The sequence below is a fragment of the Paenibacillus sp. Lou8.1 genome, from assembly GCF_024213565.1.
GTDB classification, from domain to species: Bacteria; Bacillota; Bacilli; order Paenibacillales; family Paenibacillaceae; genus Paenibacillus; species Paenibacillus polymyxa_B.
The window spans coordinates 106,846-120,783 of the sequence record NZ_JANAVN010000017.1 but is presented as its reverse complement, the minus strand read 5'-3'; the positions used below and the strand labels follow the sequence as shown (position 1 = coordinate 120,783).

General features: G+C 39.3%; 8 protein-coding genes and 3 pseudogenes. 8 read left to right on the top strand and 3 right to left on the bottom strand.

Annotated features, from left to right (window positions below):
• Positions 1–119 precede the first annotated feature (119 nt).
• Positions 120–650, bottom strand: a complete 531-nt coding sequence (locus NLX78_RS22295) for a TetR/AcrR family transcriptional regulator C-terminal domain-containing protein (protein WP_254351529.1) — start codon at positions 648–650, stop codon at positions 120–122.
• A 343-nt stretch (positions 651–993) separates the two neighbouring features.
• Complete coding sequence (gene pdxR, locus NLX78_RS22290; protein ID WP_254351528.1) at positions 994–2,424, bottom strand: MocR-like pyridoxine biosynthesis transcription factor PdxR; 1,431 nt, start codon at positions 2,422–2,424, stop codon at positions 994–996.
• A 383-nt stretch (positions 2,425–2,807) separates the two neighbouring features.
• On the opposite strand from pdxR (NLX78_RS22290), the gene NLX78_RS22285 reads away from it, so the two are divergent.
• Positions 2,808–3,527, top strand: coding sequence for a glutamine amidotransferase-related protein (locus tag NLX78_RS22285; protein ID WP_254351527.1), 720 nt, complete (start codon positions 2,808–2,810; stop codon positions 3,525–3,527).
• Between the two features lie 453 nt (positions 3,528–3,980).
• Here the strand turns inward: NLX78_RS22285 and pdxR (NLX78_RS22280) are convergent, their stop codons facing one another.
• On the bottom strand, positions 3,981–5,405 hold the full coding sequence (gene pdxR / locus NLX78_RS22280) for a MocR-like pyridoxine biosynthesis transcription factor PdxR (RefSeq protein WP_254351526.1): 1,425 nt from the start codon (positions 5,403–5,405) through the stop codon (positions 3,981–3,983).
• 298 nt (positions 5,406–5,703) lie between these two features.
• Between pdxR (NLX78_RS22280) and NLX78_RS22275 the strand changes: the two genes are divergently transcribed.
• From NLX78_RS22275 to NLX78_RS22245, 7 genes and pseudogenes are all read left to right on the top strand, one after another.
• Complete coding sequence (locus NLX78_RS22275) at positions 5,704–6,447, top strand: YggS family pyridoxal phosphate-dependent enzyme (RefSeq protein ID WP_254351525.1); 744 nt, start codon at positions 5,704–5,706, stop codon at positions 6,445–6,447.
• Positions 6,448–6,661: 214 nt separating this feature from the next.
• Positions 6,662–7,853 (top strand): annotated as a pseudogene (locus tag NLX78_RS22270) (acetylornithine transaminase).
• 90 nt (positions 7,854–7,943) lie between these two features.
• Positions 7,944–9,032 (top strand): 3-phosphoserine/phosphohydroxythreonine transaminase, encoded by a 1,089-nt coding sequence (serC, locus tag NLX78_RS22265; RefSeq protein ID WP_254351524.1) that lies wholly within the window; start codon positions 7,944–7,946, stop codon positions 9,030–9,032.
• A gap of 31 nt (positions 9,033–9,063) precedes the next feature.
• Positions 9,064–10,532: pseudogene (locus tag NLX78_RS22260) on the top strand (aminotransferase class I/II-fold pyridoxal phosphate-dependent enzyme).
• A 67-nt stretch (positions 10,533–10,599) separates the two neighbouring features.
• Positions 10,600–11,913: a glutamate-1-semialdehyde 2,1-aminomutase gene (gene hemL, locus NLX78_RS22255; RefSeq protein ID WP_254351523.1), complete on the top strand. Its 1,314-nt coding sequence runs from the start codon at positions 10,600–10,602 to the stop codon at positions 11,911–11,913.
• A gap of 253 nt (positions 11,914–12,166) precedes the next feature.
• Positions 12,167–12,565, top strand: coding sequence for a GNAT family N-acetyltransferase (locus tag NLX78_RS22250; RefSeq protein ID WP_254351522.1), 399 nt, complete (start codon positions 12,167–12,169; stop codon positions 12,563–12,565).
• Between the two features lie 58 nt (positions 12,566–12,623).
• Positions 12,624–13,856: pseudogene (locus NLX78_RS22245) on the top strand (serine hydroxymethyltransferase).
• Positions 13,857–13,938 lie beyond the last annotated feature (82 nt).

The window sequence follows — 13,938 nt, the reverse complement described above, 5'->3', positions numbered from 1 at the left end:
CACTTTGCTCCACAATGTTCGTTAGCGGATATTTTAGTTTACTTTGATTATTGTTAGTTTAATCACGCATAAGATAAAATGGAGAATATAGGGCATGGCGTTCTATTCCCATAGGTATCCTAATAGATTTGACAGGCATAAGGTGACTTCTTCGGCAGGCATGGAAAATCCGTCTCAGTCCACCACATTATAATACCGACAACACCAGTTGTATAATAAGCTACTAAAGGCGGCAGGGTCTCACAGGCCAACTGTACACCCTCCGTCTTGCAGACATTGAGTATATTGGTAAAGAAGCTGCTAAATGTCCCTTGAAGCAGTCGCTGTAATTCATCTGACATTTCTGCCACAAAGAGATTATAGTACAGCTTTTTATTGTCGCGAATATCAAGGAGAACATGTAGTATTACTTCCTCTGGTGGCGAGTTCAGTATTATATCTTCCAGCCCTTTCTGCTCTTGATGCAAAATATAAGAGATAAGCTTATATTTGTCCTCAAAATGAGCATAGAACGTGGTACGTCCTATAATAGCCGTCTTGCAAATATCATTAACGGTAATTTTTCGGAAAGGCTTTTGTTCGAGTAAAGTATCCATTGCTTGTACAATAGCTTCTCTACTTTTCGTTATTCTAATGTCCTCTTCAAGCACGTATTAGCTCTCCTTGCTATTTGAGTAAACGTTTATATACTACAGGCGGGATGGAAGTATATCAAGGGTCGACTTGTAAACAATTATATGATCTGTCCAGTCGAAGATGAGCTGCAGCTATATCGATGGTGTGTCAAAATTCTGCAGATGGGTAACAGGCATCCGTAGAACCGAAGGTGACTGCCAGCGTTATTCTAATTAATCTTATCTTTGTGAAAGGTATTGTTTACCCAAGATATAGCCTTGTCTGTGTACTTCCATCTAGTTGATGGTGTCGTCACCGTTAGTGAAGATCAGCGGTTTTGGCGATTATTCAGGTAATGTTGGTTGATTGCGAATCCACCTAAATTAAAATATCAGATAGTCGATCAATGCCTTCCTTAATGGCTGCTTCACTTACATTAGCGAAGCCCAGTACCCATCCTTTTCGATTACTCTCCAAACAATATGTGCTAAGAGGGTAAATGCGCACCCCCTTTTCAAGTGCCTTATTTGTTATTGTTCCTTCATCTGATGAAGATTCAGCTTCGAGAAGCATGTGCAAGCCTGTTTCTACGCCGCTTAATCGGAAATGCTTGTTTAAATCTGCCGCGAGGATAGCTTTCGTCATGGCTGCGTGTCTACGCCGATATACATTTCGCACCCTCCTCATATGACGCATGAAATGGCCATGCTCAATAAAATGAGCAAGTGTTAACTGTTCCATAATGGGAAGATGGCGATAGATCAATTCATGTATGTGTGCAAGCTGACAAATGGCATCTTTAGAACCGATAATTGCTGATGTGCGAATACCGGGGGCGACCATTTTTGAAAAGCTTATCATATACAATGTATTTTGAGGTTGCTGGTTGTATAACGATGGGAGGGGGTCACCACGATAGCGAAATTCGCTGTCATAATCGTCCTCAACAATCCAGAATGAATGTTGTGCGGCCATTTGTAATAACTGCTGTCTTCGAGGTTCTGACATGATGACCCCAACTGCACATTGATGTCCTGGTGTTACAAAAACAAGTTTGGATTGAGGGTCAACACGATCAACTTGCAGCCCGTAATCATCTACAGGAACTGGAACAACTTTCATCCGTCGATAGTTCATTGCCAACCAAGAAGCAGGGAATCCGGGGTCTTCTACCGATACAGTATCCCCTTCTTTTAGAAGGCCTTGGGCAATCAAATCGAGAGTATGTTGTGCGCCTGAAGTTAAAAGGATTTGATCGAGATCTACTTGGATGCCCCTTTCAACTGACAAATAATGTTGAATTTGTTCGCGTAATGATACAAGTCCATAAGCATCACCATATGCCCAATCCTGCAATTCTGTTACTGAAGAGGCTTTTAGAAAAGATTGCCTCCAATTTTTTTGAAACTGATCATCCAAATATGGCTCATGAGGGTTGAAGTCGATCACTACCTTTTGATTGTTCTCTCCTCTGATCCAGTTGTGTAAATAGCGTGCATTTATATTTAATTTTGGCAATTCAGGACTTATTGGTTCTCGGAAGGATGCTTCTTCTGGTAAAAGAGACCCACATGCCCAATTACTTACTCTTGTACCGTTTCGGCGAGATGTTACTGTGTAACCGCGACTGAATAACTCCTCATAAACTATCTGAATCGTTGAACGCGAAACCCCAACTAATTGGGCCAGTTCACGAGAAGGAAGCAGTAGTTCTCCAGGAGGCCACTTCCCCGTTGTAATATTATGAATCATTTGATCAAGTAATTGCTGCCAAATTGGTTGTTTATCATCTCGATTTACTTTCAACATCGGTTTCACCTCGGATCCCTTCAAGTAATGAAGTATGGACTGTGTAAAATATATATCATTGTGTATCATTAACAGTCCATTAGAAAATATACTAACATGGACAATGTTATTTTAGCAAAATTTCTAGAATTGATAGGCGTAGGCTAGAGCGTTCCAATCCACTTCAAATAGGTATTAAGATCATATCTGATTTGTGTTAGGTTCCGAAAAAATAATGAGATGGGATATGAAATGGATTGTTCAAAAAATAATAGTATGGAAGTTTCTATTGGCTAAATAACTGTTATAATTTTAAGAAATTTAAAGATAGTTCTATAGAATAAGGTTCATGATTTAGATGAATCAAAGTATAGAAAATCAATTACAAAAAAGGAGTTTTTTGTATGCATATTCATTTTCTTGTTCATGAAGTTTTCGAAGGGCCGGGTGCTTTTCTTACATGGGCCGAAGCAAATAAACATAGCGTTGGATATTCAAGGGTTTATAATGGTGAACAGCTTCCTCAATCGATCGAGCAAATTGATTTATTAATTGTATTGGGTGGACCTCAATCTCCAAGTACAACCGTAAAAATGTGCCCACACTTTGATTCGGCCTCAGAAGTGGCGCTGATTAAAAGGTGCGTGGAATCAAACAAGGCTGTATTAGGAGTTTGTTTGGGAGCTCAACTCATTGGGGAAGCTCTTGGGGCAAGATATGAGCATAGTCCAGAAAAAGAAGTTGGTTGTTTTCCGATAACATTTACGGATGAAGGGAAGAAGATAGAACTTTTTTCTCATTTCGATAATACCAGTGTTGTAGGTCATTGGCATAATGATATGCCTGGATTATCAGAAGGAAGCCAAGTGGTGGCATACAGCGAAGGTTGTCCAAGACAAATTGTAAGGTACCAAGAATTTGTGTATGGGTTTCAATGTCACATGGAGTTCAATCCGGAGTTGATTGAGCTTTTGATTGCACATTCAGAAGAAGAGTTGATTCGAGATAAAAACAAACGTTTTGTACAGCAAGCTGATGAATTAAGGAAAAATGATTACACTTCAATGAATAATCAATTATTTTCCTTCCTGGATAAATTTACTTCTGAATATTTGAAGAAATAGCTCAGGAGATAGGTAGAGTGGAGCAAGATAGATGAGTTTTTTTGTAAACGTAGATTCGCGCATGAGTAATTGGCTATGGTTTTAGTCAATCAGCTTAAATGTTGGCTAGAGCTGGTCACCTGTTTGATTTGTATTGTGATTCGTGTGAAACCATAAGATTTGCTGTAAAATTGATAGTGGATTGTTCAAAAGGTCGCTGCTCTCACATGCGACCTTAATTCTTGAACTTTTGGATATTGGATCTACTCCAGAATGTTAATTCCATGATTGTAATAAAAACCCTAGAGTTATTTAGTATAAACGAGGAACGTGATATCCACTCTGGGTAAACCTATATATTGTTGACTTTTTAAAATCTGTCAAACATTAAAAGTAGATTATCAATGTTTAATATATAGATGGAACTATCGCTATTCATCACGACATGGTCGTGATAATGAATCTTACGTATTTTCATAAGACTGTTTCTGCAAGTCGGTATATTCCTTCCTCAATTAATTCCTCGTCTACCTTTGCAAAACCTAATACCCATCCTTTACGTTTGCTCTCCAAGCAGTAAGAATGAAGTTGATGTACATGAACTCCTTTCAGAAATGCACGATGGGTCATCATACTCTCCTCGAAACACTCATTAGCCTCCAGTAATACATGGAGACCAGTTTCAATTCCTTGTAATGTAAATTTCTCGCGAAGACCACTTGCAACAATTGACTTTTGCAGTATCTCGTGTCGACGACGATAGACATTTCTAACTCGTCGCATATGGCGCATAAAATATCCGTGTTCAATGAAGTGCGATAGTGTTACTTGCTCCATGATTGGAAGATGACGATAGGTGAATGCTTGGACGCGAGCCAATTGTTCAATCGCTTTTGTAGGCCCAATAATTGCTGATATTCGAATGCCCGGTGCAGTTAATTTTGAGAAACTCATTAAGTAAAGACAGTTTTGTGGTAGCTGACTATATAAAGTCGGCACAGGTTCCCCGCGGTAACGAAACTCACTGTCATAATCATCTTCAATAATCCAAGCTCGCTGTTTCGCTGCCTTATGCAGAAGCTGCTGTCTGCGCGATGCCGACAGCATTACGCCAACAGCACATTGATGAGCAGGGGTTACAAAAATTAGTTTGGCTTCAGGTGCTATGCTTTCCACTACAAGACCGTATTCATCAACAGGAACTGGAGCAACCCTCATATGCCGATACTTCATTGTCATCCATGCTATGGGATAACCAGGATCCTCCACGGACACCGTATCTCCTTCGGTCAAAAGCGCTTGGGCAATGAGATCAATGCTTTGCTGTGCTCCAGATGTTAATAAAATTTGGTTTGTTTGAACGTGAATGCCACGTTCAAGTGATAAATGGCGCTGGATTTGTTCGCGTAAAGGCTCAAATCCATAAGAATCCCCGTAAGACCAACTGGATGCACTTAAATTGGAAGAGGCCTTCAAATAAGACTTACGCCACAAATTTTGAAAGTGCGAATCCAAATAAGGTTGATAGGGACTAAAATCTATAACTGAATTTAGGTGATCTTTGCTTCTGAACCAATGTTGTGACTGATCAACAAAATGAGGCAGATCAGGGAGCTTAGGGGGGGAAGGTGAAATTTTCTCCTTTATTGGCTTTCCAGTAAAGTGCCTCCAATCATTCACGTGTGTTCCCCCACGTCGAGAGGTCACCGTATACCCACGAGTAACTAGCTCTTCATACACAATTTGTACGGTTGAACGAGAAATTTCTAGCTGTTTGGCAAGTTCCCGAGAAGGTGGAAGGAGTTGGCCAGGCTTCCAAACACCGCTTACAATATGATTTATAGCCTGATCAAGTAATTGCTGCCATATTGGTCTTTTATCGGTACGATCTATTTTCATGAACTCGTATCCCATCCTTAATAAAATTCATGTGAATTATTAATGTTTTTGGATTGTTAGAATTGCAGTGTTTTGGATATATATAACCAATCCACCTATTGCTATACTAGCATAGGGTTATTTGCTTGTACAACGATTGCGAATTATCACTTACTTATCAAACGAAAATTATAAAAACGGAAGTATCGCGGTAGGTTGTCATTTTCGTTAAATGAACTGGGCTGGTGTGGGGAGTTATTATTCCCAAAATAGATGAGAACAAAAACACGGAATACAGAGAACAAGGAGTGGGAAAATAATGAATCATTTTGTTAAAGAAAATCTTCGAAGCGTCAAAGAGCAAATGAGAGCTGCATGCCAAGCATCTGGCCGCAACATCGACGAAGTGAAATTATTATTGGCCACTAAAACGGTGCCGATTGAAAAGCTTGAATTAGCAATGCAAGCAGGAGAAATCTTGTTTGGTGAGAATAAAGCGCAAGAGTTGCGCGGGAAATTTCCGCTTATGGAACAATATAATCAAGTCGAATGGCATTTTATTGGACACCTCCAAACGAATAAAGTTAAGGACGTTGTTAAATATGTAACCATGATTCATTCTGTAGATCGTTTGAAGTTAGGACAGGCATTGCACAATCAACTTCTCAAAGAGAATAAAACCATGGATATATTGATGCAAGTCAATACTTCATATGAAGAAAGCAAATTTGGTGTCTCGCCTGAATCAGCACTAGAGTTAGTTGAGCAATTGTCTCATTTCGAAACATTAAATATAAAGGGTTTGATGACAATTGGGAAGTTAAGTGCTACAAACGATGAGACTCGCCACTGTTTTAAATTATTAAAGTCTATTCAGACACAAATCAAGGAAAAAAATATTCCACGTGTAGAGATGGACATTCTTTCAATGGGAATGTCTGGGGATTTTAAGGTAGCTATTGAAGAAGGTGCCACGATTATTCGCGTAGGGACCAGAGTGTTTGGACAGCGCTATTTACCTGATGAATATTACTGGAACGAGAAAGGGAATTATGATGAATAGATTGATATAGAAAGGAGTACATGGATCAGATAGAAATTCGCAAACAATTCCAATCTTAATCAATAAATAATGAGAATATACTTTTCTATTTGTAGACATCTAGGTTTATGGTCAGTCGCCCATTCGAGTTTCTATATCTTGATACAGATGACGATGTTGACCGCTTTCTAATTGTATTATTTAAAACCAATGAGTATTTTATGGAGTGATAAATTTGGACATAGAACAACATAGCGCCTTATTTCAAAATTATGCGAAATTCCCCATCACTTTAGTGAAAGGAGAGGGAAGCAGATTATGGGATAATGAAGGGAATGAATATTTAGACTTTATGTCTGGATTGGCTGTATGCAACTTGGGGCATGTACCCAATAAGGTAAAGCAACGTGTTCAGGAACAACTAGAGCGTTTATTGCATGTTTCTAATCTGTTTCATACTTCTAATCAAGGAAGAATTGGCACGTTTGCTTGTTGATCATAGCTTTGCTGATCTCGTTTTCTTTTGTAATAGTGGGGCCGAAGCAAATGAAGCGGCTATTAAATGCGTAAGACGTCATCATCAAAAGATTTTGAAAAATGGAAAATACGAAATCATCACATTCGAAAAATCATTTCATGGCCGTACATTGGCGACATTAACAGCGACATTAACAGCAACAGGTCAAGATAAAGTTAAGGATGGTTTTTTTCCATTACCAGAGGGCTTTTTATATGCTAATTATAATGACATTACGTCAGTAGAAGAAAAAATGACGGATCGAACAGCCGCCGTCATGCTGGAACTTGTACAAGGTGAAGGTGGGGGTTATCCAGCCGATCCTAAATTTGTTACTCAACTTGCTGATTTATGCAAAAAAAGAGGAATACTCTTAATTGTTGACGAGGTACAAACAGGAATGGGTCGAACCGGAAAATTATTTGCATACGAACATTACGGTATTGAACCTGATATCGTAACGCTAGCTAAAGGATTGGCTAGTGGCTTTCCTATTGGAGCAATGATTGGGAAAAGTTCACTCGGTAATGCTTTCTCTGCCGGAAGCCCTGCTTCGACATTTGGAGGATCACCATTAGCCACTTCGGCTGGCATTGCTACTTTAGAAGTATTAATGGAAGAAAGACTCTTTGAGCATGCCGAGAAGATGGGGAAATATCTCATAATTAAGCTGTCTGCTTTGCTTGAAAACGATCATAGGGTAAAGGCTATTCGTGGTATGGGATTGTTAATTGGTATTGAATTTAACGAATCAGTTTCAGAGATTATAGAGCAATTGCATCAGTACGGATTGCTTGTAGTGCCAGGTGGACTCAACGTTATTCGTATCATGCCAAATTTGTATGTGACCCAGGAAGAAATAGACCGGGCTTGTCATATCATCTCTTCAGTTCTTTTCGCAAGTATGTAACCATCAAGAGTGATGAATAAGGCTTTGGAAAAGGGGTGCTTAGGCATCCCTTCTGTATATGTAAGGATATTAATTGAATAGAGGGATGAAATGGAACGCAATGTGCTGAATTTTAACGCTGGTCCAGCTGCCTTGCCTAGCGATGTAATGTCTCAACTTCAAACCGAGTTACTAGATTTGCAAGGCAGCGGCTTATCCATTCTGGAAATTTCACATCGAAGTAAGCTATATGAAGATATAAATGAAGAATCCATGCAGTTGTTAAGAGATCTTTTAAATATCCCCTCCGAATATGAAGTATTGTTTTTGCAGGGAGGGGCAAGTACTCAATTTGCTATGGTACCAATAAACTTTCTTATCAAAGGTAGTGTGAGCAATTACATTTATAGTGGCACCTGGTCAGGAAAAGCCATTTCAGAAGCTCGTAAAGTAGGCAAAGTGGTTATAGCGGGAAGTTCGGAATCATGTAATTTCACTAAGATGCCTGATTTGGATAATGTACATTTATCTCCTAATTCTGCTTATATTCACTTGACTTCAAATGAGACTGTAGCTGGCACGCAATATAGTGGATTCCCTGACACGGGGCAAGTTCCACTAATTGCGGATATGTCTAGTGATATTCTTTCTCGGAAAATTGATATTTCTAAATTCTCTCTTATATATGCAGGAGCTCAGAAAAATATAGGTCCCTCTGGAGTTACGGTTGTTATTGTAAAGCGTGATATGCTCTCGCAAATCCCTGAACAAATACCGGATATTATGAATTATCGAGTACATGCAAACAGTGTATCTCTTTATCACACACCTCCCGTATTTGCTGTTTATATCGTAAGGCTTGTTCTTAAATGGATTAAGGATAACGGGGGTGTCGTCTCTATAGAAGAGCAGAATCGCATGAAGGCCGCACTTCTTTATGACACTATAGACCAGAGTGATGGATTTTATAATGGACTGGCCGATATTTATAGCAGATCCATGATGAATGTTACATTCGGAATAGGGAATAAGCAACTGGAAGGGCTATTCCTTGATGAGGCAAATAATAATGGATTTGTTGGCCTTAAAGGACACCGGGATGCCGGACATATGAGAGCATCGATCTACAACGCAGTATCCTATAAGCAATGTGAACACCTGGTGGAGTTCATGCGTTATTTCCAAGGACGATTTGGTTAGAACTTTAATTTAGAAAGGAACATATATTTTCATGAATCAGCATCAAACACCTTTGTTTACCGCACTGATTGAACATGCTCAACAAAATCCTATTCCTTTTCATATACCAGGTCATAAGGCAGGAGAAGGGATGGAACCCGAATTCAGAAATTTTCTGGGAGCAAACGTATTGTCCATTGACCTTATTAATATTGCTCCTTTGGATGATTTACATCAACCTACTGGTGTTATTGATAAGGCACAACGTCTCGCGGCCCAAGCATTTGGTGGGGACTATACCATGTTCTCCGTTCAAGGCACCAGTTGTGCGATTATGACCATGATTATGTCGGTTTGTGGACCAGGCGATAAAATCATTGTTCCTCGCAACCTACACAAGTCCATATTGTCGGCGATTATTTTTTCAGGTGCGAAACCTGTTTTTGTTGTTCCTGAAAGAGATATTAAATTGGGAATTGATCATGGTGTCTCCGTTGGTTCGGTCAGGAAAGCTTTAGAAAAACACAGGGATGCTAAAGCTGTACTTATAATCAATCCAACGTATTTTGGAGTCTGTACTGATTTGAGATCAATTGTAAATCTTGCCCACCAGCATAACATTCCAGTACTTGTAGATGAGGCACATGGAGCATTGTTGAATTTCCATGACAAACTTCCATTATCTGCTATGCAAGCGGGGGCCGATATGGCTGCTACCAGTATGCATAAGCTTGGCGGTTCTCTAACGCAAAGTTCACTTCTTCATATCAGAGAGGGACTTGTTGATCTCAAAAAAGTACAGGCCATGTTCAGTATGTTGACCACAACATCGACATCATATATATTACTTGCTTCATTGGATATTGCCCGAAAGTATGTTGCCACAAATGGCCACGAAATAGTGGGAAAAACAATACAGCTAGCAGACTATGCTAGGGAGCGTATTAATAAATTACAAGGCCTTTCTTCATTTGGAAGAGAGATCGTTGGAACAGATGCTCTTTTCGATTTTGATCCTACAAAATTGAGTATTCATGTAGGCGAACTTGGAATGACCGGTTATGCTGTGGAAAATTGGCTGCGTGATCATTACAAAATAGAGGTTGAACTAAGTGATATGTATAATATTTTGTGTCTGATAACCGTTGGTGATTCATTTGAAACGGTTGATTCTCTGATAGAAGCATTGGAAGAGCTTGCCTCAATTCGAAGTAGTGGCTCTCATATTCCGAATTAAATGTAGATATTCCTGATGTACCATTGCTTTCATTAAGCCCACGTGAAGCTTTCTATAGTGATACCGAACTTGTGCCATTCAGTGAATCTTGTGGACGAATTATTGCAGAATCGATTTATGTGTATCCCCCTGGAATTCCGATCTTATTACCGGGAGAAGTCATTGCAGAAAAGCATATTCATTATATCTTAGGTCATTTGGTAGTAGGTCTACCAGTTAAAGGGCCGACGGATTTATCTCTTTCTTATGTCAAAGTTGTTGATGAAGTTAAAGCTATTTCCTGAGACCATTCGAGCTTATCATGGAGTAGGTCCAGTTATTCAAGTTCATTAGAAGAGAGGTTGAATAAGTATGATATCGATGCAAGGCAGAAATGACCAGAAGTCAAAACAAATATATGAAGAGGCACTTACTCATATTCCAGGTGGAGTTAATAGCCCTGTACGAGCGTTCTCAAATGTTGGACTAACACCTGTCGTGCTGGAAAAAGGATATGGATCTCGTGTAATGGATCTCGATGGGAATGAGTTTATCGATTATATTGGATCGTGGGGGCCGTTGATTTTGGGCCATGCTCACACTACTGTCCTTGAAGCGATACACAGCGCAGCATTGCAAGGAACAAGTTTTGGTTTAACAACAGAGATTGAAGTTAAAATGGCCAAGATCATATGTGAGAATATCCCATCTATCGAAATGGTTCGTATGGTGAATTCAGGTACAGAAGCTACGATGAGTGCTTTACGACTAGCCAAAGGGTTTACCAAAAGAAATTTAATTGTAAAATTCGACGGAGGATATCATGGACATGCAGACGAATTGCTAGTTAATTCTGGTTCAGGCGTCCTTACGTTAGGAATACAGAATAATTCAAAAATTACTCAAAATGCAGAAAATCATACATTTTCTTTGTCATACAATAATTTAGATGATGTTTTTCGCATATTTGAAGAACATGGAGATGACATTGCGGCAATTATTGTCGAGCCCGTTGCAGGAAATATGGGAGTTGTCCCCTCTAGACCGGAATTCTTAAAAGGACTGCGTGAGGTAACACATAAATTTGGAAGCTTGCTTATTTTTGATGAGGTAATGACTGGCTTCCGGGTAGGATTACAGGGAGCTCAAGGTTTGTATGGAATAACACCGGATATTACCTGTCTAGGCAAAGTTATTGGCGGTGGACTTCCGGTTGGCGCTTATGGTGGCAGACGTGAAATCATGGAATATGTTGCACCTGTTGGACCTGTATATCAAGCAGGAACACTTTCCGGAAATCCCCTTGCTATGGCAGCAGGTTATACTACTTTGAAACTTTTAACACAGCCAGGTGTATATGAAGATCTGGAAAGAAAAGCATCTATGCTGGAGCAAGGTTTTTTGCAAAATGCTGAGAAAACCGGGATGCCACTGAAAGTGAACCGAGTAGGATCTATGATGTGCCCATATTTTTCTGACTGTGAAGTGTTAGATTTTGAAACCGTTAATTCATCAAATATTAAATTATTCAAATCCTATTATGCAGTTTTGCTGAATCATGGAATTCTAGTAGCTCCTAGTCCATATGAAGCTCTTTTTATTTCTACTGCACATTCTGATATAGATATTGAATATACAATCAACAGTCATTATAAAGCATTGAAACAAATCTGCGAAGAGATGTGAGAAGGTACAAAATGAATCGTTAATTAAAGTAATACCAATATTTATTGTTTCTTGTGGACTGTTATTATGGACATAAAGAGGAATAGAGAAACCAATATGGGCTGTATTAATTCTGAGCTCCGCTAATTCAAGTAATTAACTAACGATATATCTCTATATTTGTATTTCATTAAGATGATTCAGCGCTCAAAAGCGGAAGGAACAAAGAAGTCATAAAAGTAACTCATTTGTAAATCAAAAGGAGATAAGCAGGTTGGATATCACTTATAAAAATCATAAAGATGTGAGCGTTGAGGATGTGATTCGGGTATTCAGAACAAGTGGAATTGTTCGTCCGATTGATCAACCCGAAAGAATCCAGATGATGATAAGTAATGCAGATATTCTCCTCTCGGCATGGCATGGGAATAAGATGATCGGGATAGCTCGTGGATTAACAGATTGGAGTTTTTGCTGCTATCTGTCAGATTTAGCTGTTGATCAAACCTTTCAAAAATCTGGAGTGGGTCGAAATCTAGTTGCCAAGACTCAAGAAGAAATAGGAGAAAGTGTTGCTTTAATCTTATTAGCTGCACCGAGCGCAATGACATATTATCCTAAAATCGGCTTCGACCTAATTGATAATGGTTTTATGATCAAACGTAGGAAATAACAAATGCTGAATCGTTCTTATTACAATATTGATGATATAAATTGAGAGGAAGATGTTCATGAATAAGCTGGGTCGTCAAGATAAACTGGTAGCCGATGCTATCAATCAAGAGCTTTTTAGGCAGCAAAATAAAATAGAATTGATTGCTTCTGAAAATTTTGTTAGTCAAGCAGTTATGGAGGCGACGGGGACCGTCTTGACCAATAAGTACGCGGAAGGATACCCAGGGGCAAGATATTATGGTGGATGTGAATACGTCGATCTGGTTGAGAAACTTGCTATTCATCGCGCCAAGGAGCTTTTTGGTGCAGAGCATGTCAATGTGCAGCCTCATTCTGGTGCACAGGCGTCTATTTCGCTTCAGTGAAACCAGGTGACACAATTCTAGGCATGAATTTATCTCATGGTGGACATCTTACACATGGAAGTCCAGTAAATTTTTCTGGAGAAATCTATAATTTTGTTTCTTATGGTGTTGATCAAAAAACGGAACGTATCGACTTTGATCAAGTGCGAAAACTCGCACATAAGCATCGGCCACGTATGATTGTAGTAGGAGCAAGTGCCTATCCAAGAGTGATTGAATTTGAGATATTCGCTCAGATCGCCAATGAAGTTGGAGCTCTTGTTTTAGTAGATATGGCACATATCGCTGGAATTGTTGCAGCAGGCTTACATCCTAACCCAGTACCCAATGCCCACTTCGTAACAACAAACTACGCACAAAACCTTGAGAGGACCAAGAGGGGGGATGATTATGTGTAGGGAACCTTGGGCTCAGGTGATTGATAAAGCCATATTTCCTGGAACACAAGGTGGTCCATTTATGCATGTCATTGCAGCAAAAGCAGTTGCACTGGGAGAAGCTATGCAGCAGGATTTTGTAACTTATATAGAAAAGGTTCTTGACAATGCCAAAGTATTGGCAGATTCGTTAATTAACGAGGGGTTATCTGTTGTTACAGGAGGAACGGATAATCATATTGTATTAGTTGATTTGCGTACTATTGGAATGACAGGGCAAGAAGCACAAACCATACTTGATAATTTAGGAATCACTGCGAATAAAAACTCCATTCCTTATGATACTGTCAGCCCGCTAGTAACGAGCGGCATTCGTTTTGGAACTCCTGCTATGACATCTAGGGGACTAGGACGTATAGAAATGAAAGAAATTGCGCGGCTTATTGGGCTTGCTTTAAAAAATCCCAAGGACTCAACGATTAAAGGACAAATTGTAGGGCAAATTCGAGAAATCACTTCTCAATTTCCTTTATACAGTGGCCTTTAAAGTGTTGAAGCTTTGAAGGAAAGAACTGCCGTATCTGTATCGGCAGTTCTTTTTCAATTTGAAATAAATATAAAAAATATGC

What these genes read in the sequence shown, in the direction of transcription:
- pdxR (WP_254351528.1), bottom strand. Translation starts at nt 2,424, where the DNA reads ATGTTGAAAGTAAATCGAGATGATAAACAACCAATTTGGCAGCAATTA.
- NLX78_RS22285 (WP_254351527.1), top strand. Translation starts at nt 2,808, where the DNA reads ATGCATATTCATTTTCTTGTTCATGAAGTTTTCGAAGGGCCGGGTGCT.
- pdxR (WP_254351526.1), bottom strand. Translation starts at nt 5,405, where the DNA reads ATGAAAATAGATCGTACCGATAAAAGACCAATATGGCAGCAATTACTT.
- NLX78_RS22275 (WP_254351525.1), top strand. Translation starts at nt 5,704, where the DNA reads ATGAATCATTTTGTTAAAGAAAATCTTCGAAGCGTCAAAGAGCAAATG.
- serC (WP_254351524.1), top strand. Translation starts at nt 7,944, where the DNA reads ATGGAACGCAATGTGCTGAATTTTAACGCTGGTCCAGCTGCCTTGCCT.
- hemL (WP_254351523.1), top strand. Translation starts at nt 10,600, where the DNA reads ATGATATCGATGCAAGGCAGAAATGACCAGAAGTCAAAACAAATATAT.